The following is a 23,280-nucleotide window of genomic DNA, read 5'->3' as shown; positions in this document are numbered from 1 at the left end:
AAGGAGGCAGAGACTCGTGAACGGCCGTCTGAAAGAACTCTCCGAGATCGGGCAGAGCGTTTGGATCGACTACCTCTCGCGGGAGATGGTGCGCGGCGGCCACCTGCAGCGGCTGGTGGAGGAGGGCGTGGTCGGCGTGACCTCCAACCCCACCATCTTCCAGAAGGCCATATCCGGCTCCGAGCTCTACGACGAACAGCTGCGCGAGCTGGCGCGGAGCGGCGTGAGCCCGAAGGAGGCATTCCTGGAGCTGGCGCGAGTGGATGTCCGGGAGGCCTGCGACCTCCTGAGGCCCGTCTACGAGCGCACGGGCCACCGGGACGGCTTCGTCTCGCTGGAGGTCTCTCCGGATCTCGCCTACGACACGGAGGCGACCGTGGAAGAAGCCGCCCGGCTGCACGAGCTGGTGGACCGGGAGAACCTGATGGTAAAGATCCCGGCCACGAGAGAAGGCTTGCCGGCGATAGAGGAGATGATCTCGCGCGGCAGGTCCATCAACGTTACCCTGATCTTCTCCCTCGAGAGATACCGGGCCGTAACGCAAGCCTACCTCCGGGGCATAGAGCGGCTCGTAGATAGCGGCGGCGACCCCTCGAAGGTGGCCTCCGTGGCCAGCTTCTTCGTCTCCCGCGTGGACACCGAGGCGGACAGGCGCCTGGATGAGATCGGGGGTCACGACGAGCTGAAGGGCAGGCTGGCCGTGGCGAACGCCAAGCTGGCCTACCAGGTCTTCAAGGAGACCTTCGCCGGTCCGGAGTGGGAGGAGCTGGAGGCCAGAGGGGCGAGGAGGCAGCGGCCGCTGTGGGCCTCCACCTCGACCAAGAACCCCGACTACCCGGACACCCTGTACGTGGACGAGCTCATCGGGCCGGAGACCGTCAACACCATGCCGGAGGAGACGCTGGAGGCGTTCAAGGATCACGGAACGGTTCGCCCGGCGCTGGAGGAGGGGCTGGAGGAGGCCCGGGAGGTCTTCCGGCGCGTCCGGGAGGCCGGGGTGGACTACGAAGACGTGACGGAGGTGCTGGAGCGGGAGGGCGTGCAGAAGTTCGCCGACTCTTACCACGAGCTGCTGCGGGAGATAGAGCGCGAAACCTCCCGCGCGGCGAGCTAGAGAGGGAGAACATGGAGATAGGTTTCTACGGTCTGGGCCGGATGGGTGGCAACATGGTGCGCCGCCTCCTGCGGAGCGGTGAGCACCGGGTGGTCGCCGGCAACCGCTCTCCGGGGCCCGTGGACGAGGTGGTCGCCGAGGGGGCCGAGGGCGCCTACGAGATGGAGGAGGTCGTCGAGAAGCTCTCGCCGCCGCGCGTCGTGTGGGTCATGGTGCCCGCCGGCGAGGTCACCGAGACCGTGCTGAACCGGTACGCCGGCCTCATGGACGAGGGAGACATCCTGGTGGACGGCGGCAACTCCTACTTCCGGGATACCGTCCGGCGCTCCGGGGAGCTGAAGGAGAGAGGCATCCGGCTCGTGGACGCCGGCACGTCGGGAGGCATCTGGGGGCTTAAGGTCGGCTACTGCCTGATGGTCGGCGGCGAGGAGGACGCCTTCCGCACGCTGGAGCCCGCGCTCAAGACCCTCGCCCCGCCGGACGGGTACATGCACGTAGGGCCTTCGGGGGCCGGGCACTTCGTGAAGATGGTGCATAACGGCGTGGAGTACGGGATGCTGCAGGCGTACGCGGAAGGGTTCGAGATCCTGAAGAACTCCCGCTACGACTTCGACCTGCGCGGAATCTCGCATCTCTGGAACCGGGGGAGCGTGGTGCGCAGCTGGCTGCTGGAGCTGGCCGAGCGGGCCTTCGCCGAAGACGGCAACCTGGAGCGCGTGCGGGGCTACGTCGAGGACTCCGGCGAGGGCCGCTGGACCGTCTTCGAGGCCATTCACGAGGACGTCCCGGCGCCCGTCATAGCGGCCTCTCTCTTCGCCCGGTTCTACTCCCGCCAGGAGGAGTCCTTCGCCGCCCAGACTATAGCAGCCCTGCGCCGGGAGTTCGGCGGACACGCCGTTCAGGAGACGAGCCCCGGCGGCCGTCCCGAAGACGCCGAGCGCTAGCATCAGGATGAGAGACTTCAGCAGCAACATTAACCTCCCTCATCCGAAAGTTGCGCGCGTTCTAAGAACCTGAACCTGAGGCCTGATGCCCGAAACCTTCGAGAACACGTTAAGAGCCGATGAGCGGCTACCCCGCATGCCGCCGCCGGCGGCGATGGTGATCTTCGGCGCTTCCGGGGATCTCACGGCGCGCAAGCTGGTTCCCGCCCTCTACGACCTGGCCGACCGGCGGCTGCTCCCGCCGGAGTTCGCCGTCGTGGGAATCTCCCGCACGAGGATGAGCCACGACGAGTTCCGCTCCCGCATGCGGGAGTCGGTCGGGGAATTCCGTTCCGGAAAGGTACGCGATGATGTGTGGGGCTCGTTCGCCCGCGGCCTCTACTACCTGCCGCTGGACTCCAGGGACCCGGCCGCCTACGACGAGCTGCGGAGATTTCTGGCGAAGCTGGACCGGGAGCATCACACCGGCGGCAACCGGGTCTTCTACATGGCGACCGCCCCGACGCTCTTCCCGGTCATCGTGGAGCGGCTGGAGGCGGCCGGGATGAACGAAGGGGAGGGCGGGGGCTTCGCCCGGGTCGTGGTCGAGAAGCCGTTCGGGCGGGATCTGGCCAGCGCGCGGGAGCTGAACCAGAAGATCACGCACCACTTCAGAGAGGATCAGGTCTACCGCATAGACCACTACCTGGGCAAGGAGACGGTCCAGAACATCCTGGCGCTGCGCTTTTCCAACGCCCTCTTCGAGCCGGTCTGGAACGGGCGCTTCGTAGACCACGTCCAGATCACGGTCGCCGAGAGCCTCGGCGTCGGGGAGCGCGGCGCGTTCTACGAGGAGGCGGGCGCCCTGCGGGACATCGTCCAGAACCACATGATGCAGCTCCTGTGCCTTACCGCGATGGAGCCTCCCGTCTCCTTCGACGCCGAGTCGGTGCGCGAGGAGAAGGTGAAGGTGCTGCGGGCCGTCCGGCGCATCTCCGAAGAGGAGGTGAACGCCCTCGCCGTGCGCGGCCAGTACGCTTCCGGCTGGGTGTGGGACCGGGAGGTTCCCGGCTACCGCAGCGAGCCGAAGGTGGCCGGAGATTCTCCCACGGAGACCTTCGCGGCGCTGAAGCTCTTCGTGGACAATTGGCGGTGGGCCGGGGTCCCGTTCTACGTGCGCACCGGCAAGCGGCTGGCGAAGGGTGCGACGGAGATCGCCATCCAGTTCCGGCCCGCGCCGCACACGCCGTTTGCGGGAGACGCGACCGGGGGGCTGGAGCCGAACGTGCTGGTTATAAGGGTGCAGCCGGACGAGGGGATCTCGTTCAAGATCGGTTCCAAGGTCCCGGGCTCCCGGTTCCGGGTGCGCTCGGTGAACATGGACCTGCCCTACGGGGCGGCGTTTCTGGAGGAGCGGCCGGACGCCTACGAGCGGCTGCTCCTGGACCTGATGCTGGGCGACGCCACGCTCTTCATCCGGGCGGACGAGGCGGAGAGGTCGTGGGAGATCCTGGAGCCGGTCATGCGCGTCTGGGAGCGGGAGGAGCCGGAGTTCCCCAACTACGCAGCCGGGACCTGGGGGCCGGAGGCGGCGGACGAGCTGATCCGGCGCGACGGGAGGAGGTGGCGGCGGCCGTGAGGGGCGTGGAGGGCATCGAGCGCGAGCTGGCCCGGATGCGCCTCAGGAGCGACGGCCTCTACGACCTGCGGGCCAGCGTCCTGAACCTGCTGGTGGTGGCGGACGAGGGGCTGGCGGGGGAGGTGTCGGAGGTGATCTCGCGCCTCTCCGGGAACCATCCGTCGCGGAGCATCATCCTCATCACGGACTCCGGCGCGCCGGAGAGCCGCCTGGACGTGCAGATCTCCACGATGTGCAACGTGCCCGGACCGGAGGGACGCCACGTCTGCTCCGAGCAGATCACGCTCCACATCGAGGGCGAGCCGGCCCGCCACCCGGAGAGCTTCGCCGATCCGCTCCTGCTGCCGGATCTGCCCGCCGTTATGTGGTGTCCGGGAGAGATCTCGCTGGACGCCCCCGGTTTCCGGCGGCTGGCCGGGATGGCGGACCGCCTGATCCTGGACTCCGCCACCGCCGGCGACTGCGGGCGCGCGATGAGGAAGATGGCCGGGTTCGTGGACGAACCCGGGATGCCGCATCTGGGAGACCTGCAGTGGACCGCCCTACTGCCTTGGCGCTCGTTTATCGCCGCGCTCTTCGACCCCCCGGAGCGCGCCCCGGCGCTGCGGGAGCTGCGCCGGGTGAGGATCGAGCACCGCCCCGGCGGCCTGTGCCGGGCGCTCCTGCTGGCCGGGTGGCTGGCCTCCGCGCTCGGCCTGCACCCGGAGAGCAGGAAGAGATCCGGTGATGCGCGCGAGTACGACCTCTCCGGCGGCGTGCGGCTGGAGCTAGAGCAGCTTGGCTCAGACGCCGCCCCGCCCCGCGTGCTCATAGAGTCTGCGGGCGCGAGCTTCGAGGTCTCGGTCGGCCGGCTCAGGATTCGCGAGGGGAGTTCGGTGACGGAGCGGGCGGTGCGCCTGGAGGCTCCCGGGACCGGCGACCTGCTCGGAGAAGAGCTGACCTTCTTCGGCCGGGACGGGGCGTACGAAGCCGCGCTGAAGGTGGCGGCGGAGCTGTGAACCTGCGCGTCTGCGAGAACCCGGAGGAGCTGGCCCGGACTGCGGCGGAGGAGTTCGCCGCCCAAGCAGAGCGGGCGGTCGGCGAGCGCGGGCGCTTCGCCGCCGCGCTCGCCGGGGGCTCGACCCCGAGGGCGGCCTACGAGCTGCTGGCCCGGGAGTACAAAGACCGCAGCTTCTGGGAGCGGACCCACATCTTCTTCGGGGACGAACGCGCCGTGCCGCCGGAACATGAGGAATCCAACTACCGCATGGCGCGCGAGGCTCTGCTGGAATGCGTGCCGGTGGGGAGGGTGTACCGGATGCGGGGCGAACTGCCGCCGGAGGAGGCCGCCGCCGCGTACGAGGCGGAACTGCGGGAGTTCTTCGGAGAAGGGGTGCCGCGCCTGGACCTCATCCTGCTCGGGATCGGGGCGGACGGGCACACGGCGAGCCTCTTCCCGGAGACCTCCGCGCTGGAGGTGCACGACCGGTTCGTGGTCGCAAACCCCGTCCTCAAGCTGGGAGCTACCCGCCTGACGCTCACCCTTCCGGTGCTGAACGCCGCGCGGGCCGTGATCTTTCTCGTCTCCGGCGAGGAGAAGGCCGCCGCGCTGCGGGAGATCCTGCGCGGAGGGGAAGACCCGCGAAAGTACCCGGCCAAGCTCGTGCGGCCCGCCGGGGGAGAGCTCTTGTGGCTGGCAGACCGGGCGGCCGCCGGCGAACTGAAAGAATAGTTCCCCTAACTTAACCCCGCCTTTATCTAAGGTTAACATTTTCCGGGTATGCTGTCTGCGCAAGTCGTCTCTACCCTCGGGAGGTGTGGATCTTTGAGGAACGGGAGAGCGCGTCTGGCCGCGGGCGTGATCGCGGGGAGCATGCTGCTGGGTCTCTCGGGCACGGGAGCCCTGGCCCAGGAGGACCTGGACGAGATTACCCGGCAGGCGCAGGAGCTGGGCGAGGAGTTCGGCATAGACCCGCAGCGGGTCCAGGAGATAGCCGAGGATCTCGACGTAGACGTCCGGGAGCTGGAACAGCTCAGCGAACGCTACGGCCTCGACCCCCGGCAGATAGAGGAGATCAGCGAACAACACGATATAGACCCGCAGCAGATAGACGAACTGGCCGACCGGCTGGGCGTGGACCCTCAGGAGATCCCGGAGATCGACCAGCAAGAGGTCGAGCAGGCAGCCGAAGAACTGCGCCAGCAAGCAGAACAGAGGGCTCAGGAGATCCAGGAAGAGCCTCCGGCCGAAGAAGAAACCGAAGGGTTCTTCACCCGCCTGCTCGACGGCATCCGGAACTTCCTCAACGACCTCTTCTAGAGATTTAAGTAATCATCACTTGATAATCAGCCATCTTTGCTCTAGGATGGGGGGAGAGGCTGGAGAAGGAGGGAAGTGTGGCTGAGTACGCTTCGGCGCGGGAGTACTTCGAGAAGATGCGTGAGGAGCTGGATGCGGAGCAGATCCGGCAGCTGAGGGGCACCTACGAGTTCGACATCCGGGATGCGGGCAGGTTCATCGTGCGGTTCAACGAGGACGGGACGCTCGAGGTGTTCGACGAGGGCTCCGGGGTGGAGCCTGACTGCACCCTGATGGCCAAGGAGAAGGACTGGCTGTCGATCGTCTCCGGCAAGACCAAGCCGATGAGTGCCTTCATGACCAACAAGCTGAAGGTCAAGGGCAGCCTGGGCAAGGCGATGAAGCTGCAGAAGGTCCTCGACGGCGGCTCCCGGTAGCGGGGAGGAAGGAGTCGGGCGGGGGGTGCGGGCGGCTCCCCGCCTTTTCAGCTTCCCGTCATCTGGCGGTCGCCTTCTCCGGCGTAGAGCTCTTCGATGAGGTATTCGTAGCGGGCTGCGACCGCGCTCCTGCGCAGCTTGAGGGTCGGTGTGATCTCCCCTCCCTCCTCGGTCCACTCGCGGGGCACCAGCGCGAACCGCTTCGGCCGCTCGTGCTCCGGGAACTCCGCGGCCGCCTCCTCCATCTCGGAGCGGATCAGCTCCCTGACCCGCTCGTCGGAGCACAGGCGCTCGGCGGGGAGGTTCTCGCCCAGCGTCCGGCGTATTGCGTCGAAGTCGGGGACGATGAGCGCCGAGACGAACTTCCTCCCGTCCCCCACCAGCATGGCCTGGGCGATGTGCGGGGTGTTGGCGAGCGCCGTCTCCACCGGCTGGGGGGCGACGTTCTTCCCGGTATCCAGCACCATTATGTCCTTGGCCCGGTCGGTTATCTTCAGGCGGCCGCCCTCGTCGAACTCGCCGATGTCTCCGGTCCTGAACCAGCCGTCGCCGGTGAAGGCGGCCGCGTTCTCCTCCGGGAGGTTGTGGTAGCCGGGGGTCACGTTCGGGCCGCGGACCTGTATCTCGCCCTCCCCCGAGAGCCGGACCTCGACGTTGGGCAGCGGCGGCCCCACCGTGCCGAACCGCAGGTCGTCGAAGCGGTTCACCGAGATCACGGGCGAGGTCTCGGTGAGGCCGTAGCCCTCGGCCACCGGTATCCCGGCCCCGTAGAAGAACTCCCCGAGCCAGGGCTCCAGCCGGGCCCCGCCGCTGACGCAGAAGCGGACCCTGCCGCCGAGCCCGGCCCGGACCTTGCGGTAGACGAGCAGGTCGTAGAGCCGGAACAGCGCCCGCCGGGCCGGGCTCATCCGCTCCTCGCCGGTGTCGTGCCGGTACTTCTGCCGGGCGGTCCGCACGGCGCTCCCGAAGATCCTGGCGCGCACCGGGTTGGCGGTGCCCTGCTCCCGGATGACCGCGAAGACCCGCTCGAAGAGCCGCGGGACCACGAGCAGCGCCGTGGGGCGCACCTCCAGCAGGTTCTCCTGCACCTTCTCTACGGACTCGGCGATGTAGTTGGTCCCCCCGCCGACGAGGTTCAGAAACTGGCTGCACGTCCTCTCCAGCACGTGGGAGAGCGGGAGGATGGAGAGGCCCACGTCGTCGTCGGTTATGGGCACGACCTCTATTATGGCCTCCAGGTTGGAGAGGATGTTGCCGTGGGTGAGGACCACACCCTTCTGCCGCCCGGAGGTCCCGGAGGTGTAGATGAGGGTCGCCACATCCTCCCGCCCGAGCGAGAGCATCTTCGCCTCCCACCCCGGATCCCTGCTCCGGGCCCCCCGCCGCTCCACCTCCGAGAAGCCGAGCACCCCCCTCCCGGCTCCCGCCTCGTCCATGCACACGATGTGCTCCACCGAAGCCCCCGACCGCCTCACCGCTTCAAGCTGCCGCTCCCCCTCCACCACGACCACCCCGGCCCCGGAGTCCTCCAGGATATGCGCCACCTGCCGCGGCCCCAGCGTGGGGAAGATGGGGACCGTCGCCGCCCCGAGGCTCATGATCGCCACGTCCGCAACCGTCCAGGCCACCCGGTTTTCGGACATGAGGGCGACCCGCGAGCCGCGTTCCACCCCCAGCCCGGAGAGCCCGGCCGCGAAATCCTCCACCCGCCGGTAGACCTCCCGGAAGGAGAACTCCCGCCACCTCCCCCCGGCCTTCTCCCCAAGCGCCGGCTTCTCTGCCTTCTCCAGTACCGTCATCCGGAACGCCTCAGGCAGGCTCCGCGCCCGCCGGACCCGCCCGACGATCTCCCAAACCCTCTCCCGGTCACGCCCCCACGAATGCATGCCTCTCACCACCTCAGGGTAACCGCCCCAAACCTAAAACTCATCGACTGATTAATAAGATACTAGCCCGGCTCCCGGACGTCAACTTGATCTCCTAAACTGAAACCTCTAAACTTAGTTATCAGTTAATGAATATGAAAGGGGGAGTCTCGGGATGGACTGGAGTGCGGCGAGGCGATGGCTGGGGCTGGGGGACATCCCGCTCCGGGAGCTGGAGTGCCGGTATGCTGGTGGCGGGTCGCGTTTCGCTGAGGTGCGGGGGCTTCGGGTACACTACCGGGACGAGGGGGAGGGGCCGGTGCTCTTGATGTTGCACGGGGTCTTCTCCTCGCTGCACACCTGGGAGGGCTGGGTGGAGAGGTTGCGGGGCCGGTACCGTTTGGTGAGGCCGGACGTACCGGGGTTCGGGCTCACCGGGCCGCCTGCGGACGTGGTGGGGATGGTGCGGGACATTGAGGGGGTGCTGGATGAGTTTGCGGACGCCCTGGGGCTTGGGAGCTTCAGCCTGGCGGGCAGCTCTCTCGGGGGATACTTCGCCTGGCGGTATGCTCTGGCGCGTCCGGAGCGGGTGGAGCGGATGGTCTTGATCTCCTCCGCCGGCTATCCTCTGCGGATGCCGCCGCTGCTCAGGCTCGCTTCGACCCCGGTATTCGGAGACTTCTTCCGGTTCGTGAGTCCCAGACCGCTGGTGCGTATGAGCCTGCGGGAAGTCTACGCGGACCGGAGGAGGGTTACCGGCGAGCTCGTCCGGCGCTACCACGAGCTGATGCTGCGGCCGGGGAACCGGCGGACGCTGCGGGCGGCGAGCTCCGAACTGATGCGGCAGTTCGCAGCCCACCACTCGGAGATACGCCGCATTGCCACACCAACCCTCGTGATGTGGGGGGAAGAGGACCGCTGGATCCCCCCACATCACGCCCGCAGGTTCGTGCGCGATCTCCAAAACGCCAGCCTCGTAACCTACCCCGGCGTGGGACACGTGCCGATGGAAGAGAGCCCGGAGAGAACCGCAGCCGACGCCGACGCTTTCCTCTCCGGAAGACCGACGAGAATGCAAAAAAGCGTGTTTTGAAGTGTTTTCATTAGTTGATTACAATACTGCCAACGGCAGGACGAGGAGGCGAGGATGACGGAGATCCCGGGGAAGGTTGCGCTGGTCACGGGCGGGGCCGGGGGGCTCGGGCTGCTCGTGGCGGTAAAGCTGGCCCGGCGGGGTGCGCGGGTGGTGATCTACGACCTCGATGAGGGGGCCATCGGGCGGGCTGTGCGGGAGATCGGGGCGTACAACGGGGGCGGGGCGTACGGGTACGTGTGCGACGTCTCCGACCGGGAGGCCGTCTACGAGGTTGGGGGGAGGGTGCGGGGAGAGGTGGGGGATGTGGACATCCTCATAAACAACGCCGGGGTGGTCACCGGCAAGCGCTTGCTCGAGGCCCCGGACGAGCAGATAGAGCGGGTCTTCCGGGTGAACGTGCTCGCGCTCTACTGGGTGACCAAGTCGTTTCTGCCGCGGATGATAGAGCGCGGCGAGGGGCACATAGTGACCATAGCCTCGGCGGCGGGGCTTGTGGGGGTCAGCAAGCAGACCGATTACTCGGCGAGCAAGCACGCGGCCATAGGCTTTATGGAGTCGCTGCGGGTCGAGCTCAAGCGCTACGGGCACCGGGGGATCCGGACGACCATCGTCAACCCCTACTACATAGACACCGGCATGTTCCGGGGGGTGAAGACCCGCTTCCCGCGGGTCTTGCCCATCCTGGACCCGGACAGGGTGGCCGGGAAGGTGGTGCGCATGATCGAGCGCAACCGGCAGGAGGTGAAGATGCCCCTCATCGTCAACACCGTCCCGGCGCTGCACGTGCTGCCGGCGGATGTTCTGGATTGGATCATGGGCTTCTTCGGGGTCAACCACTCCATGGACGAGTTCGTGGGGCGTCAGAGGAGCGGGGAGAAGGCCTTCTTCTCCTGGAAGGGGTGATGTGTGCTATGAGGATCGAGGAGCGGGCAGCGCCCGGCGGGCGGGCGTATCCGGCGACGGAGGCGCTCATGGCCGCCACCGGGCGGGTCGGCGAGGGGCTGCTGGATGACCTCGCGGGCGAGGCGGTGGCCGGGAGCGCCGGGGAGGTGCTCGAGGTGGAGTGCCCGTTCACCGGGGAGGTCTTCGCCGGGGTGCCCCTCTGCGCCCCGGAGGACGTGGCGGGGGCCTTCCGGAGGGCCCGGCGGGCCCAGGAGGAGTGGGAGCGGGTTCCCTTCCGGGAGCGGGCGCGGATCTTCCTGCGCTTCCACGACGAGGTGCTGCGCGGCAGGGATGAGATACTCGACCTCGTCCAGCTCGAGACCGGCAAGGCCCGCCTGCACGTCTTTGAGGAGGTGATGGACGTAGCCATCGTCTCCCGCTACTACGCCCACACCGCCGGACGCTACCTCAGGAGCCGCCGCCGGCGGGGCGTCATCCCGCTGCTCACCACCGCCGTCCACCACCGGCACCCCAAGGGGGTCGTCGGCTTCATAGCGCCGTGGAACTACCCGCTCACCCTCGCCATCTCCGACGCCATCCCGGCGCTCATGGCCGGGAACGCCGCCGTGATAAAGCCCGACCGGAAGACCCCCCTCACCGCCCTGTGGCTCGTGCGGCTGCTCCGGCGGTGCGGGCTGCCGCGCGAGCTCGTGCAGGTCGTCTGCGGGCCCGGGGGCCGGCTCGGCGGCCCCATAGTCCAGAACGCCGACTTCGTGATGTTCACCGGCAGCACCGCGACCGGGAGGGAGGTCGCAGCGGCGGCCGCCCGCAGGCTCGTGGACTTCTCGCTCGAGCTCGGCGGGAAGAACCCCATGATCGTCTTTGAGGACGCCGACCTCGAGGCCGCCGTGGAGGGGGCCGTCCGGGCCTGCTTCTCCAACGCCGGGCAGCTGTGCATGTCCGCCGAGCGGCTCTACGTGCACGGCGCCGTCTACGAAGGGTTCCTCTCCCGCTTCGTCGAGCGGGCGCGGCGGGTGAAGCTGGGAGTAGGGCTGGACTACGGCTTCGAGATGGGCTCCCTCATCTCCGCCGCCCAGCTCGAGAGGGTCTCCTCCCACGTGGAGGAGGCCGCAGAGCGGGGGGCGGAGGTGCTCGCCGGGGGGCGGGCGCGCCCGGACGTAGGCCCCTACTTCTACGAGCCGACCGTGCTCGGCGGGGTGGGGGAGGGGGCGAGGCTCTTCTCCGAGGAGACCTTCGGCCCGGTGGTCTCCGTCTTCCCCTTCCACACCCCGGAGCAGGCGGTGGAGCTGGCCAACGCGACCCGCTACGGCCTCAACGCCAGCGTGTGGACCCGCGACCTCCGGCGGGGCGCCGAGGTCGCCCGGCGCATCCGGGCCGGGACGGTCAACATCAACGAGGCCTACGCTCCCGCGTGGGCCTCCACCGACGCCCCTATGGGCGGGTTCAAGGACTCCGGGGTGGGCAGGAGGCACGGCGAGGAGGGGATCCTAAAGTACACCGACTCCCAGACCGTGGTCACCCAGCGGCTGTTGCCCCTTGTGGCCCCGGTGCTCGGGATGGGCGGGGAGACCTACGCCGGGGTGATGTCCCTCTCGCTGCGGCTCATGCGGCGTCTGCCCGGGGTGCGGGGGCGTTGGTAGGGAGGCCGCAGAGAAAGATCAACGCCGCGGCTCGTACCGCGTAAGTGCAGGAGAGGACGGCTGCGAAAAACTCTGTGAAAGGAGCGAGATGCTAGCGGACATAGGCAAGGGGTTCGGAACCGACTACTACATGGTCGAGGAGTGGATGAGCGATGAGGACCGCGAGATCCGGGACCGGGTCAGGGCGTTCTGCGACCGGGAGGTCATCCCGGTCATGGGGGAGTACTGGAACAAAGAGGAGTTCCCCTTCGAGCTCATCCCCAAGCTCGCGGAGCTGGGCGTAGCGGGGCACGTCATCCCCAGGGAGTACGGGTGTCCGGAGATGAGCAACCTGGCCTCCGGGCTGGTGATGATGGAGCTCTCGCGCGGGGACGGGTCTTTAAGTACCTTTTTTGGGGTCCACTCCGGGCTCGCCATGACCTCCATCGCCCTTCTGGGGAGCGAGGAGCAGCGCCAGAAGTGGCTTCCCGCGATGGCCAGGATGGAGAAGATCGGGGCCTTCGCCCTCACCGAGCCTAACCACGGCTCCGACGTGGTGATGCTCGAGACCGCGGCCGAGAGGGACGGAGACGGCTGGGTCCTCAACGGGAGGAAGCGCTGGATCGGCAACGGCACCTTCGCCGACGTCGTGGTGGTTTGGGCCCGGGACGAGGACGACGGGGAGGTCAAGGGCTTCCTCGTGGAGAAGGGCACCGGGGGCTTCACCGCCGAGAAGATAAGGGGCAAGATCGGCAACCGCTCCTCCTGGCAGGCCGACATCACCCTGGAGAACGTCCGGGTGCCCGAGGAGAACCGGCTCGAGAACGCCAACTCCTTCGCCGACACCTCCACCGTGCTCACCAACACCCGCTACGGGGTCGCCTGGCAGGCCCTCGGGCACGCGCTCGCCTGCTACGAGGCCGCCGTGCGGTACGCGAAGGAGCGGGAGATCTTCGGCATCCCCCAGGCCAACTTCCAGCTCATCCAGTACCGGCTGGCCGGGATGCTCGCCGACCTCACCCAGATGCAGCTCGTCTGCTTCCGGCTCGCCCAGCTGATGGACAGGGGCGAGATGACCCACGGCAAGGCCTCCCTGGCCAAGCTCATCACCGCCCGGCAGGGGAAGAGGATCTGCGCCGAGGCCCGCGACATCCTGGGCGGCAACGGCGTGCTCGTCGACTACCTCGTCGGCAAGCACCTGGCCGACATGGAGATCATCTACACCTACGAGGGCACCGATACGGTACAGTCCCTGATCGTGGGCCGCTCCATCACCGGCGAGCAGGCGTTCTTCCCCACGGTCTGAGGACCCGGAGGTGCGACAGATGACAGAGGATCGAAGACACGAGGGACGCCGGGTCGTCCTGGTGGACGGCGTGAGAACACCGTTCATGCGGGCCGGGACCGCCTACCTGAGCCAGACCTCCTACGACCTGGCCCGGACGGTGCTCCGGGGGCTCCTGGAGCGCACCGCGATCCCCCCGGAGGACGTGGGCTGCGTCGTGATGGGCACCGTGATCCAGAACCTCCGCACCTCGAACGTCGCCCGCGACGCGGCGCTCGCGGCCGGGGTCCCGAACTCCGTCCCGGCGCACACGGTGACGATGGCCTGCATCTCCTCCAACCAGGCCATAACCAGCGCCCTGGAGACGATCCGGGCCGGCAAGGCCGCAGCCGCGATCGCGGGCGGGGTGGAGGTCATGTCCGACACCCCGCCCCAGTTCGAGAAGAAGACCCGCGAGCGGCTCTTCCGGGCGCAGGGCCTGAAGTCCCCTCTGGAGCTGCGCCGGCTGCTTGAGGGGCTGAGCCCGAGCGACCTCCTGCCCCGGGCGCCTACCATCTCCGAGTACTCCACCGGGGAGCTGATGGGGGAGAGCGCCGACCGGCTCGCCGCAGCCTTCGGCGTGAGCCGCGAGGAGCAGGACGAGTACGCCCTGCGCACCCACACCCTGGCCGCGAAGGCCACAGAGAGCGGCCGGCTCTCCGCGGAGATATTGCCCACCGCGGTCCCCCCGGACTTCGAGCTCCTTACCCAGGACAACACCATACGCAGGGATACCAGCCTGGAGAAGCTCGCCGCCCTGCCCCCGGCTTTCATAAAGCCCTTCGGCACCGTCACGGCGGGCAACTCCTCCCCGCTCACCGACGGGGCCTCGGCCACGCTCCTCATGGAGGAGGAGGCTGCCCGCGCCGCCGGGTATAGGCCGAAGGCGCGCCTCGTGGACTACCTCTACGTGGCCCAGGACCCGGGAGAGGAGCTCCTGCTCGGCCCGGCGTACGCCGTGCCGCGGCTGCTCGGGCGCAACGGCCTCGCCCTCTCCGACGTGGACGTCATCGAGATCCACGAGGCTTTTGCCGGCCAGGTGCTCGCGGTCCTCAAGGCCCTCGGTTCGGACCGCTTCGCCCGCGAGCGGCTCGGGAGAGAGCGGCGCGTGGGCGAGGTGGAGATGGAGAAGGTCAACGCCTGGGGCGGCTCGGTCTCCCTCGGGCACCCCTTCGGGGCCACCGGGGCCCGGCTCGTGACCACCGCGGTGGGCAGGCTCCGGGAGGAGGACGGGCGCTTCGCCGTGGTTACCGCCTGCGCCGCCGGAGGGCTGGGACACGCCATGCTCGTCGAACGCATCGGGGAGGGCTAGAGAGAGATGGGATACCTAAACGTACGCAAGGAGGACGGGGTCGCGCTCGTCTGGCTGGACGAGCCGGAGAGCCCGGTCAACAAGCTCTCCACCCCGGTTTTGGGGGAGTTTGAGGCCGCGCTCGGCGAGCTGGAGGGCGACGGCGACATCCGGGCTGCGGTCCTGATCAGCGCGAAGAAGGACTCCTTCGTGGTCGGCGCGGATATCGAGGAGTTCTCCCGCCTCAAGACCCCTGGAGAGGTAGAGGGGATCATCCGCAAGGGCCACGAGCTTCTGGGGAGGATGGAGTCCTCTTCCAAGCCGGTGGTCGCCGCCATCCACGGCCCGGCGGTCGGAGGGGGGCTGGAGCTCGCCCTCGCCTGCCACTACCGCATCGCCACCGACCACCCGGCCACCAGGTTCGCCTTCCCGGAGGTGATGCTGGGGCTTCTTCCCGCCCTCGGCGGCACCCAGCGCTTTACCCGCCTGGTGGGGGTTCAGCGGGCGCTCGAGATCATCACCACCGGCCGGAACGTCTACCCCTCCCAGGCGAAGAAGATGGGGCTGGTGGACGCCCTGATCCACCCGGAGGGCCTGGCGGACGCCGCTAAGCGCGCCGCCCTCTCCCTCGCCGGGGGCACCCTGAAACCCCGGCGCCGGAGGCCCTCCCTGCGGGAGAGGGTGCTGGAGGAGACCCCGCTCGACCGGCTCGTCTACGACCGGGCCTACAAGACGGCCCGGGAGAAGACCCGCGGCAACTACCCGGCGGTCCCGAAGATAATAGAGTGCATCCGCACCGGCCAGAAGGAGGGGGCCGAGGCGGGCTTCGAGGCGGAGAGGGAGGCCTTCGCCGCGCTGCTGTTCACCCCGGAGTCGAAGGCCCTGAGGAACCTCTTCTTCCTCAAGAACGGCGCCGAGAAGAACCCTTACGCGGGCCGGGAGAGGGAGGTGAGGACCGTCGGCGTGCTCGGGGCCGGGCTCATGGGCTCGGGGATAGCCCAGGTGAGCGCGGCCCGGGCCTCCCGGAAGGTGCTCCTCAAGGACGCCAGCCTCGAGCTCGCCGCAAAGGGCCGCGGCGAGGTCTGGAAGGCCCTGAGCCGCCGGGTCGGCAGGGGCATGAGTGCCTTCGAGCGCGACCGGGCCGTCGAGCGCATCGTACCCATCGGGGACTACGCCCCCCTCGCGCGGGCCGACCTCGTCATAGAGGCAATCCCGGAGGACCTGAACCTCAAGCACGAGACGATCCGGGAGGTCGAGAAGGTGGGCCGGGAGGACCTCATCATCGCCTCCAACACCTCGGCCATCCCCATAGCCGAGATCGCCGCGGCCGCAGAGCGCCCCGAGCGGGTCGTGGGGATGCACTACTTCTCCCCGGTGCCCCGGATGCCGCTGCTCGAGGTGGTCCGCAAGGAGGACACCCCGGAGTGGGTGCTCGCCACCTGCATCCGGGAGGGCCTCGCCCAGGGGAAGACCGTAATCACGGTGAACGACGGCCCCGGCTTCTACACCACCCGCATCCTCTCCTTCTACATCAACGAGGCGCTGCTGCTCCTGGAGGAGGGGGCGGCCGTGGACGCCATAGACGAGGCCATGATGGACTTCGGCTTCCCGGTCGGGCCGCTCAAGCTCCTCGACGAGGTGGGTATAGACACCGGGGTGAAGATAAACGAGGTGATGCGCCCGCTCTTCGAGGCGCGCTCGCTGCGCACGAGCGACCGGGGCGGCGAGGTGGTCGCCGCCGGGTACAAGGGCCGCAAGAGCGGCCGCGGCTTCTACCTCTACGAGGGCCGGGACAAAGGGAAGGTGAACCCGGAGGTCTACGAGTTCCTCGGTACCGGGCGCCGCCCCATCCCATCCCGGGCCATCCAGGAGAGGCTCTCGATGATGATGGTCTCGGAGGCGGTGCGCTGCCTGGAGGAGGGGATCCTCGCCTCCCACAGGGACGGAGATGTGGGCGCGGTCTTCGGGCTCGGCTTCGCCCCCTTCCGCGGCGGCCCGTTCTGGTACCTGGACCAGATGGGCCTCGAGAGGGCCGTGGTGAAGCTGAACAACCTCCGCTCGGCCCACGGCGAGCGCTTCGCCCCGCCGACCCTGCTCGAGGAGCGCGCCGCCTCGGGCAAGGGGTTCTACTCCTCTTAGGCTGGCCGGGTGCGCCGGAACGTCCTCATCACCGGCGCGAGCTCCGGCCTCGGGCGGGGGATGGCGCGCGAGTTCGCCGCCCGGGGCCGCAACCTCGCCCTCTGCGCCCGGAGGCTCGGGCTGCTCGAGGAGCTCAGAGAGGAGCTCGCGAGCAGCTACCCCGGCCTCCGCATCGCCGTCCGCAGGCTCGACGTGAACGACCACGAGGAGGTCTTCCGCGCCTTCCGCGCCCTCGACGGGGAGCTCGACGGGCTCGACCGGGTCGTGGTCAACGCCGGGATCGGGAAGGGCCGGCCTCTCGGGACCGGCCACTTCCGGGCCAACCTGGAGACGGCGGAGACGAACTTCGTCGCTGCCCTCGCCCAGTGCGAGGCGGCGGTGGAGCTCTTCCGGCGGAGAAACGCCGGGCATCTCGTGGTCATCTCCTCGGTCGCCGCCGTGCGGGGCCTGCCCGGGAGCATGACGGCCTACTCCGCCTCGAAGGCCGCCCTGACCGCGCTCGCCGAGGGCCTCCGGGCGGACCTGCACGGCACCCCCATCAGGGTCAGCGCCATCCATCCCGGATACATCCGCACGGAGATGAACGAGCGGGCGGGGAGGATGCCGTTCATGGTCGGGCTGGAGAGGGGCTCCCGCCTGCTCGCCGACGCGGTAGAGCGCGAGCCCGCCACAGCCTACGTCCCCTACTGGCCCTGGAGGCCCCTCAGCCTCCTCCTGCGCCTCCTTCCAACGGGCTGGCTGGCGCGCTGGGTCTGAAAGAGAAGTCCCCCCTCAGGCTCCGGCCGCTCTCGCCGGAACCTTCGCCCCGATCAGGAAGGACCCCGCCAGGATCCAGCCCCCCGCCGGCAGGAGCATCGGAAGACCCGTGGCCCTGATCCCCAGCCCCGACTCCAGCGGCGTGAGGGCCGCCACGACCACCGGGGTCGGAAAACTCACCAACGCCAGACCCAGAGCCAGATACCGCCAGCCCCCCAAAGAGGAAGCCCTCACCGAAGCCGCACCCGCCAGCAGCAGCCCCATCCATACCGCCAGAAACGGTACCTGAGAGATGACCGAGGGAGCAGGAACGGTCGCCTGACCATACAGAACAGGCCCCCAGAGAATCCAGAAGAGATCATAGACGACCGCCAGCAACGCCAGAAACGCCGCCAGACCGAAGACTATCCCGCCGAGATCCGCGACCTGCCGCTCGCGGGAGCCCAGATGTCCGCGCACCACGAGATAGAGACCGGCCCCCGCCGCGGCAGCGAACAGCACGCTCCCGTCCCCCAGAAGATTCGCCAGAAGCTCCACCCGGGACCTCCCCGCCGCCTCCCAGAGACCCCGCGCAAAGACCTCCAGCACCTGCAACGTTCCCGCCCCGAAGGCCGCCCCACCCGCAACCAGCCTCGTTACTCTCACCAGCTCACCCCACCGTAACCTTACGGACCTCAACAGCTATGATAGCATTAGATGATAACTTTGTAAAATCTCGCTACCGCGGTATAGAATGTGTGGGGATCTCTTTGGAGGAAAGGAATGAGGCGTCCGGTGGAGCTTCGGGGAAGGAACGTTTCGCGGGAGTTTGTCGGGAGTCTTGTGGAGCTGGAATTCATAGAGGTTGCGGGGGAGCGGTATACGGTTGTGGGCTGGTTGAGGGGGATTACGAGCAGGGGGGTATACTTTGCGCGGGCCTATCGTTCCAGATCCCTGGGGCGGTTCATGGCCGGAGAGGTGGCCAGCTTCTATCCCTGGGAGCTCATCCTCGAGGTGAGGCCGCTCGGGGAGAGGGACGTCCGTGCCCTGTAATCATCAACGGCTGATATATTTTCAGGGTAGAGTAGGAGATTCGGTTAGCAGAAGGGGGTTTAGAGCGGAGATGAGCAGGGCGCGGGGGCGGAGGGATGTATCGGCCCGCCGGACTCGGATGAGCCGGGATGAGCGGCGGGACATGGTGTTGGATGCGGCGATAGTCGAGTTCGCATCTTATGGGCTGCACGGTGTGACCACGGATACCATAGCCGAGCGGGTGGGGGTGAGCCAGCCTTATGTGATAAGGCTCTTTGGTTCCAAGAAGGGGTTGTTCCTGCAGGCCGGGCAGCGGGTCTTCGACCGCATTATGGCGGCGTTGAGGGAGGCTGTGGAGAGGAATCCTGAGGAGCCCGTACGGGCTCTACAGCGGGCTTATGTGGGGCTGATGAACCGGCGGGAAGAGCTGCTCATGCTCATCCAGATGTTCGCTGCCTCCAAGGACCCTGAGGTCTTGCGTGCCGTGCAGGGGCGGATGGAGGAGATCTACGCCTACGTCAGGGAGGCGACCGGGGAGGAAGAGGAGGTCATTCGGCTGCTCTTCGCCCAGGCGATGCTGCTCACCGCTGCGGCGAGCATAGACCTCTACTCGCTGGCCGAGGAGAAGGAGTGGGCGCGGGTCCTTCTGGGGTTCGGCCGGATCAGGAAGAAGACCGGCTAACCCTCGCCGGAGGGATTCTTCGGGGCCCAGGCGGCGCAGAGGCTCCCTCCGACGATCCCGAGCAACATTCCTATCACCAGCCCTCCCAGCGCGCCGATCAGGGAGAGTATGGAGAAGATCATGCCCACCACCCCGAAGATCTGGACCCTCTGCGGGTAGATCCAGCCCAGTATCGCGCTGCCGAGCACGATCCCCCCGATAACCACCCCGCCGAAGACCAGGCTGAACTGCCCGATCTCCTGAATGTAGATGACCAGCGGCATCCAGAGTATCAGCAGCCCGGCCAGCGTGAGCAGCGTCAGGCCCAGCTTCGGCCGCTCTGTACTCGCGCTTCCCCGCATGCCTACTCCAGCCTCGCGTTGACCTGCAGCCCCGGAATGGTGATGCTGTTCGCGAACTGGTAGTTGTTCTGGCTGTCGAGCCCGATGATCACCACCCTCGGAGAGAGCTGGTAGAAGGACTGCTCCCAACCCTGCCGCAGGCTCGGCGGAGCCTCGTCCTGCTCAAGGGCCTCGGCTTGGAAAGATCTGGCCTGCAGATACATGGCGTCCTGAATGAGGCCCTGGATCTCTACCGGCTGATCCTCGCTGCCCGTGATGGTGATCACGAAGACCCGCCCCCCAGCTCCCGGTACACCCTCAGGTATGGGTATGCGCTTGGAAACCACCAGACCCTCAATGATCGCCGTCCTCGCCTGATTCCTTACCGCAGGAGAAACCTCCCGTTGCGAGTTGTCCCCTATCCGCGGAGTGAGCGAGAACCCCTGCAACTCCACCCGGTCCGCCTGAATCCTGAACCCCCCAATCCCCCCAAGCGGAACGGCCAGCGCTACCCCACCCATGTAAAGCGCAACCAAAATGGCCGCCAGCGCACCAAACCCCCCGCCGAGAGCTATGAATAGCCTCTTCCTGTCATAGTGCATCTCCACAGCCAGCTGCCTCCTCTCCTCGCAAATGGCGATCGCAACAAATGATAGCATCAAATGATAACTGATCGCAACCCCCGGGCACGCTTCCCAGCGATTTAGTTATCATCCGTTGCATAATTTGTCGGTTTCTGCTATTTATGTCTCTGTCGGCCGGCGGGAGGCCGGCCTGCAGTCTGAGGTTCGGGTGAGGGGAGGCGAGCAGGCTGATGCGGGGATATCGAGAGGGGTACGGCTTTCGGGGGGCTTTGATCTGCGCCGTGCTGGCTGCGGCTCTTGTGTTCGTGGTCTTCTGCGAGCGGGAGGCTCTGGCTCAGAGCGTGTTTCAGCAGGAGCCCTCGCAGCGCGGAGAGGTGCCGGGGCTGGGAGGGGATGAACCCTCGCAGCGTGGGGAGGTGCCGGGGCTGGGAGGGGATGAACCCTCGCAGCGCGGAGAGGTGCCGGGGCTGGGAGGGGATGAGCCCTCGCAGCGCGGAGAGGTGCCGGGTGGTTTCGGGGTACCTTCGCAGAATCCGCCGGAGGTTGGCGGTGTGGATCAGGATCCGCCGGAGGTTGGCGGGGTGGATCAAGATCCGCCGCACTTCTCGGGTCCCGGTCCGGAGGCGGGCGGGGCGGGGCCGTTCCCGGGGGATGACGGTTTCGAGGGGGAGTCTTCGGTGGCCGGGGAGCTGCAGTATGAGGAATCGCCTGGGGATGGAGTTCTGCCGGACACCGGGGGTGTACTGCCGCTGCTGGCGGTGCTGGTCCTGCTGGGCGGGGTTTGCGGTTTAATCTTGCTCCAGAGGCGGCGGGGCTGAGCGGGTAGGGAGTTCGTGGGGCGGGCTCTGTGATCACCCGCTTTCAGAGACAGTCCGGGCCGCCGGTGCGGGAGGGTGTCTCTGCTCCTCTCGAATCGGGGAGGAGCCGGGGATGGGTCCTCAGGCTTTCGGTGCTGGCGGTCGTTGCGGCTCTCATGCTGCTCCTCTCCTCGGACTACTCCGGTTCCGGAGCTCTGAGCATCTCCGGGGGATTCGTCATCAACTCGGAGCGGATCGAGGGTGAGGGGGTCAGGATATCCCTGCGTCCTCCCCGGGATGGGGAGCCTCTCCGGGCGAGGATCGAGTTTCAGAGGGCGACCATCTACGGGCTGAGGCTCTCCAACGTCTCCCGGCCGCCGGAGCTCGGGGGTGGTCAGCTGGCCGTGAACCAGACCGCCCCTGGGCCCGTGTACATGGACGATCTCGCCATAGAAGCCACCGGGTTCTCGTTCACTATCTCCGGGGGATGTCTGAGGCTGGGGGAGCGGCCGTTAGATCTCCGGCTGGACGACGCGCGGGTCGAGGCCCGGAGCCTCAGCGCGCTGCGCGCAGATTTCCCGCAGCGCTCCGCATCCCCGGCTCTGGCGGTCGCTGCGGAACGGGAGCCGGTGGCCAGGAGCGGCCGGATGATCCGGCTCGACAATATCGGCGATCCGGGCAATCTTCCCGCGCTGATCGAGATAGTGAACTCCTCGCTGGCGGAGCTGGTTACGGGAGGGGCGGAGATCTGCGGCGATGTTCCCGGAGAGGTATCGGCTTCCGGGGCCGCTGGCTCCATCCCCGGCAACTACCTGCGGGCCTACGAGGAGGCCGCCGAGGAGTACGGCCTCGATTGGGCGGTTCTGGCAGCCATCGGGTTCGTCGAGAGCGGGCATGGAGGGGGGCAGGAGTACACCTGTGTGCAGGGACCGCCGACCGTCTACGGCCGGGCCGTGGGGCCCATGCAGTTCCTGCCTTCTACGTGGAGGATCTACGGGGTGGATGCGAACGGGGACGGGGTTAGGGATCCCTGCCACTACAGGGATGCCATCTTCGGCGCCGCCAACTATCTGGTTCGCTCCGGAGCGCCGGAAGACTACCACCGGGCCCTCTACGCCTACAACAACTCTCATGAGTACGTGCAACGGGTGCTGGAGCTGGCCGAGGCCTACCGCAACGGCGAGCCCATCCCCTATGTGGCTGAGAGCGGCGGCTACTGTCCAGCTCCCGTGGTCGGTGCGGACCACCGCGCTTCCCCGGAGGTGGAGGTCACCGGCAACCGGAGCGCGGTCTTCCCCCTGCCCGCCCGCTACATGGACAGCTACACCAACGACTGGGGGGCTCCGCGTCCGAACGGAGGGCATGAGGGGACCGACATCTTCGCTCCCGAGGGCACCCCGGTGTACTCCATAACGGACGGTATCGTACGTCCGGTCTCGGGGCACGAGTCCGGCTGGTGGAACTATCTGGGCGGCTGGGTGGCCATGATCGAGGTCACCGCCGGCGTCGGACCGATCCGGCGCGGAGACGTCTTCTACTACGCGCACCTCGTAGACCGGCCCCCGCTGGAGTTCGGACAGCGGGTCCGGGCGGGCGATCTCATAGGTTATGTGGGACACACCGGTTACTCCTCCGTGCCGGGGACCCTGGGGCCGTTCGATCCTCACCTGCATCTCGGCTGGTACGTGAACGACACCCGGGCCGAAGCCCCCTCGGGGGCCAAGAACCCCTACCCGCTGCTCGAGTGGCTCCGGCAGAACGGCGGACGTGTGACCGGCGGCGAACCTTATATACCGTCACCGGCGGTCTGCGAGAGGGAGCGGCCCGCCCCCTCTGTGACCGTTGCGCAGACCGGAACTGCTCCTCCGGCCTTCTCCGGGAGCCGCGGGCCGCAGGCCGCGTCTGACGGGGCTCCGGCCTCTCCGGAACCGGCTCGATCCGTCCGGAGGGAGCCCGGCGCCCCGTCCGGCGGTGCACGGGCTGAGCGGGCCGCTCCCGCGCCTCCGGCGGAGAGATCCGGGGGCGTCAGAACCGGCCGGATGCCGGATCACGGCCGGTCGGCCGCCCCCGCCGTCAATGCGTCCGTCGGGGTCAAAGAACGCCCGCGCGGGGCTCCTCCAAGCGCACCGAAAGACCAGGCAACCCGGAGCCAGCCGGTGGCGGGAGGATCGGAGAACCGGCTCCACGGCCCGCCGTCTCAGCAGCACCGGCCGGAGGGCGGCGGTACCGTCCGGCGCTCCGCTCCGGAACAACAGCCCGCACATCAGCAGCCGGTTCATAAGACCGGCGGTTCGCCGGGCAGGCCAGAACCCTCCTCGTCTTCAGGCGGCGGGGGACAGGCCGGGCAAAAGCCCCCTCCGCAGCAGGAGAGCCCCCCGGCTCAGGAGCAGCCCTCCTCCGGAGCGGAAGAGGACACCGGAGGGGGGGACTCGGGGAGGTGTGCCTCTCTCGACCTCCGGCTGCTCAGGGCCGGTGTATGCGTGGGCGGCGGGTGAACCGGGC

At 68.0% G+C, this 23,280-nt stretch carries 22 protein-coding genes; 18 read left to right on the top strand and 4 right to left on the bottom strand.

The genetic code is table 11. From position 1 onward, the window contains the following. Window positions 1-16: 16 nt before the first annotated feature. From tal to E0L93_RS03835, 7 genes are all read left to right on the top strand, one after another. A complete protein-coding gene (gene tal / locus E0L93_RS03865; protein ID WP_132688690.1) occupies window positions 17-1,114 on the top strand; it encodes a transaldolase in 1,098 nt (365 codons plus the stop codon). 11 nt (window positions 1,115-1,125) lie between these two features. Then, entirely contained in the window at window positions 1,126-2,058 is a 933-nt protein-coding gene (gene gnd / locus E0L93_RS03860; RefSeq protein WP_132688688.1) for a phosphogluconate dehydrogenase (NAD(+)-dependent, decarboxylating), read from the top strand. Window positions 2,059-2,143: 85 nt separating this feature from the next. Next, window positions 2,144-3,676 carry a glucose-6-phosphate dehydrogenase gene (zwf, locus tag E0L93_RS03855; protein WP_132688687.1) on the top strand — a complete coding sequence of 511 codons (1,533 nt, stop codon included), beginning with the start codon at window positions 2,144-2,146 and terminating at the stop codon, window positions 3,674-3,676. Continuing rightward, a complete protein-coding gene (locus E0L93_RS03850; protein WP_132688686.1) occupies window positions 3,673-4,674 on the top strand; it encodes a glucose-6-phosphate dehydrogenase assembly protein OpcA in 1,002 nt (333 codons plus the stop codon). Before zwf ends, E0L93_RS03850 begins: the two co-directional genes overlap by 4 nt. Further along, window positions 4,671-5,387: a 6-phosphogluconolactonase gene (gene pgl / locus E0L93_RS03845; protein WP_132688684.1), complete on the top strand. Its 717-nt coding sequence runs from the start codon at window positions 4,671-4,673 to the stop codon at window positions 5,385-5,387. The genes E0L93_RS03850 and pgl overlap by 4 nt, the downstream gene beginning before the upstream one ends. A 93-nt stretch (window positions 5,388-5,480) precedes the next feature. Then, window positions 5,481-5,975, top strand: a complete 495-nt coding sequence (locus tag E0L93_RS03840) for a VIT1/CCC1 transporter family protein (protein WP_132688683.1) — start codon at window positions 5,481-5,483, stop codon at window positions 5,973-5,975. Between the two features lie 77 nt (window positions 5,976-6,052). Continuing rightward, a complete protein-coding gene (locus E0L93_RS03835; RefSeq protein WP_132688681.1) occupies window positions 6,053-6,391 on the top strand; it encodes an SCP2 sterol-binding domain-containing protein in 339 nt (112 codons plus the stop codon). Window positions 6,392-6,438: 47 nt separating this feature from the next. On the opposite strand, the gene E0L93_RS03830 is transcribed toward E0L93_RS03835, so the two are convergent. Beyond that, window positions 6,439-8,277 carry an AMP-dependent synthetase/ligase gene (locus tag E0L93_RS03830; protein WP_132688788.1) on the bottom strand — a complete coding sequence of 613 codons (1,839 nt, stop codon included), beginning with the start codon at window positions 8,275-8,277 and terminating at the stop codon, window positions 6,439-6,441. Between the two features lie 154 nt (window positions 8,278-8,431). Between E0L93_RS03830 and E0L93_RS03825 the strand changes: the two genes are divergently transcribed. The 7 genes from E0L93_RS03825 to E0L93_RS03795 all read left to right on the top strand — a co-directional run bounded on the left by E0L93_RS03825 (window position 8,432) and on the right by E0L93_RS03795 (window position 17,384). Next, the gene (locus tag E0L93_RS03825; protein WP_132688679.1) at window positions 8,432-9,349 is read left to right on the top strand and encodes an alpha/beta fold hydrolase; all 918 of its coding nucleotides are present in this window, start codon (window positions 8,432-8,434) and stop codon (window positions 9,347-9,349) included. Window positions 9,350-9,403: 54 nt separating this feature from the next. After that, window positions 9,404-10,255: an SDR family oxidoreductase gene (locus tag E0L93_RS03820; RefSeq protein ID WP_132688677.1), complete on the top strand. Its 852-nt coding sequence runs from the start codon at window positions 9,404-9,406 to the stop codon at window positions 10,253-10,255. An 8-nt stretch (window positions 10,256-10,263) separates the two neighbouring features. Then, entirely contained in the window at window positions 10,264-11,895 is a 1,632-nt protein-coding gene (locus tag E0L93_RS03815) for a succinic semialdehyde dehydrogenase (RefSeq protein WP_132688675.1), read from the top strand. Window positions 11,896-11,983: 88 nt separating this feature from the next. Then, a complete protein-coding gene (locus E0L93_RS03810) occupies window positions 11,984-13,180 on the top strand; it encodes an acyl-CoA dehydrogenase family protein (RefSeq protein WP_132688674.1) in 1,197 nt (398 codons plus the stop codon). Window positions 13,181-13,199: 19 nt separating this feature from the next. Then, a complete protein-coding gene (locus E0L93_RS03805) occupies window positions 13,200-14,510 on the top strand; it encodes a thiolase family protein (RefSeq protein ID WP_132688672.1) in 1,311 nt (436 codons plus the stop codon). Window positions 14,511-14,516: 6 nt separating this feature from the next. Then, window positions 14,517-16,628 (top strand): 3-hydroxyacyl-CoA dehydrogenase NAD-binding domain-containing protein, encoded by a 2,112-nt coding sequence (locus tag E0L93_RS03800; RefSeq protein WP_132688670.1) that lies wholly within the window; start codon window positions 14,517-14,519, stop codon window positions 16,626-16,628. 9 nt (window positions 16,629-16,637) lie between these two features. After that, entirely contained in the window at window positions 16,638-17,384 is a 747-nt protein-coding gene (locus E0L93_RS03795) for an SDR family oxidoreductase (RefSeq protein ID WP_132688668.1), read from the top strand. A gap of 15 nt (window positions 17,385-17,399) precedes the next feature. Here the strand turns inward: E0L93_RS03795 and E0L93_RS03790 are convergent, their stop codons facing one another. After that, entirely contained in the window at window positions 17,400-18,029 is a 630-nt protein-coding gene (locus E0L93_RS03790; protein ID WP_132688666.1) for a hypothetical protein, read from the bottom strand. A gap of 117 nt (window positions 18,030-18,146) precedes the next feature. On the opposite strand from E0L93_RS03790, the gene E0L93_RS03785 reads away from it, so the two are divergent. Both E0L93_RS03785 and E0L93_RS03780 read left to right on the top strand, forming a co-directional pair. Continuing rightward, window positions 18,147-18,416: a hypothetical protein gene (locus tag E0L93_RS03785; RefSeq protein WP_165874143.1), complete on the top strand. Its 270-nt coding sequence runs from the start codon at window positions 18,147-18,149 to the stop codon at window positions 18,414-18,416. Between the two features lie 70 nt (window positions 18,417-18,486). Beyond that, complete coding sequence (locus E0L93_RS03780; RefSeq protein WP_132688662.1) at window positions 18,487-19,077, top strand: TetR/AcrR family transcriptional regulator; 591 nt, start codon at window positions 18,487-18,489, stop codon at window positions 19,075-19,077. On the opposite strand, the gene E0L93_RS03775 is transcribed toward E0L93_RS03780, so the two are convergent. Together E0L93_RS03775 and E0L93_RS03770 are read right to left on the bottom strand one after the other, a co-directional pair. Continuing rightward, a complete protein-coding gene (locus E0L93_RS03775; RefSeq protein ID WP_132688660.1) occupies window positions 19,074-19,418 on the bottom strand; it encodes a DUF6114 domain-containing protein in 345 nt (114 codons plus the stop codon). The two genes, E0L93_RS03780 and E0L93_RS03775, sit on opposite strands and share 4 nt — an antisense overlap. Before the next feature lie 2 nt (window positions 19,419-19,420). Continuing rightward, the gene (locus tag E0L93_RS03770) at window positions 19,421-20,005 is read right to left on the bottom strand and encodes a DUF6230 family protein (protein WP_132688658.1); all 585 of its coding nucleotides are present in this window, start codon (window positions 20,003-20,005) and stop codon (window positions 19,421-19,423) included. 206 nt (window positions 20,006-20,211) lie between these two features. Here E0L93_RS03770 and E0L93_RS03765 point away from each other — a divergent pair, with 206 nt between their 5' ends. Together E0L93_RS03765 and E0L93_RS03760 are read left to right on the top strand one after the other, a co-directional pair. After that, window positions 20,212-20,799: a hypothetical protein gene (locus tag E0L93_RS03765; protein WP_132688656.1), complete on the top strand. Its 588-nt coding sequence runs from the start codon at window positions 20,212-20,214 to the stop codon at window positions 20,797-20,799. A gap of 29 nt (window positions 20,800-20,828) precedes the next feature. Further along, complete coding sequence (locus tag E0L93_RS03760) at window positions 20,829-23,273, top strand: peptidoglycan DD-metalloendopeptidase family protein (protein WP_132688654.1); 2,445 nt, start codon at window positions 20,829-20,831, stop codon at window positions 23,271-23,273. Window positions 23,274-23,280: the final 7 nt, after the last annotated feature.

Origin of the sequence: Rubrobacter taiwanensis, from assembly GCF_004337705.1 — a bacterium.
Taxonomy (GTDB): domain Bacteria; phylum Actinomycetota; class Rubrobacteria; order Rubrobacterales; family Rubrobacteraceae; genus Rubrobacter_C; species Rubrobacter_C taiwanensis.
Note: the sequence above shows the minus strand (reverse complement) of the source record. Positions and strands in the feature narration are given on the sequence as shown.

What these genes read in the sequence shown, in the direction of transcription:
- E0L93_RS03800 (WP_132688670.1), top strand. Translation starts at nt 14,517, where the DNA reads ATGGGATACCTAAACGTACGCAAGGAGGACGGGGTCGCGCTCGTCTGG.
- E0L93_RS03815 (WP_132688675.1), top strand. Translation starts at nt 10,264, where the DNA reads ATGAGGATCGAGGAGCGGGCAGCGCCCGGCGGGCGGGCGTATCCGGCG.
- E0L93_RS03825 (WP_132688679.1), top strand. Translation starts at nt 8,432, where the DNA reads ATGGACTGGAGTGCGGCGAGGCGATGGCTGGGGCTGGGGGACATCCCG.
- E0L93_RS03765 (WP_132688656.1), top strand. Translation starts at nt 20,212, where the DNA reads ATGCGGGGATATCGAGAGGGGTACGGCTTTCGGGGGGCTTTGATCTGC.
- E0L93_RS03785 (WP_165874143.1), top strand. Translation starts at nt 18,147, where the DNA reads ATGAGGCGTCCGGTGGAGCTTCGGGGAAGGAACGTTTCGCGGGAGTTT.
- gnd (WP_132688688.1), top strand. Translation starts at nt 1,126, where the DNA reads ATGGAGATAGGTTTCTACGGTCTGGGCCGGATGGGTGGCAACATGGTG.
- E0L93_RS03775 (WP_132688660.1), bottom strand. Translation starts at nt 19,418, where the DNA reads ATGCGGGGAAGCGCGAGTACAGAGCGGCCGAAGCTGGGCCTGACGCTG.
- zwf (WP_132688687.1), top strand. Translation starts at nt 2,144, where the DNA reads ATGCCCGAAACCTTCGAGAACACGTTAAGAGCCGATGAGCGGCTACCC.
- E0L93_RS03805 (WP_132688672.1), top strand. Translation starts at nt 13,200, where the DNA reads ATGACAGAGGATCGAAGACACGAGGGACGCCGGGTCGTCCTGGTGGAC.
- E0L93_RS03810 (WP_132688674.1), top strand. Translation starts at nt 11,984, where the DNA reads ATGCTAGCGGACATAGGCAAGGGGTTCGGAACCGACTACTACATGGTC.
- E0L93_RS03820 (WP_132688677.1), top strand. Translation starts at nt 9,404, where the DNA reads ATGACGGAGATCCCGGGGAAGGTTGCGCTGGTCACGGGCGGGGCCGGG.
- E0L93_RS03830 (WP_132688788.1), bottom strand. Translation starts at nt 8,277, where the DNA reads ATGCATTCGTGGGGGCGTGACCGGGAGAGGGTTTGGGAGATCGTCGGG.
- E0L93_RS03780 (WP_132688662.1), top strand. Translation starts at nt 18,487, where the DNA reads ATGAGCAGGGCGCGGGGGCGGAGGGATGTATCGGCCCGCCGGACTCGG.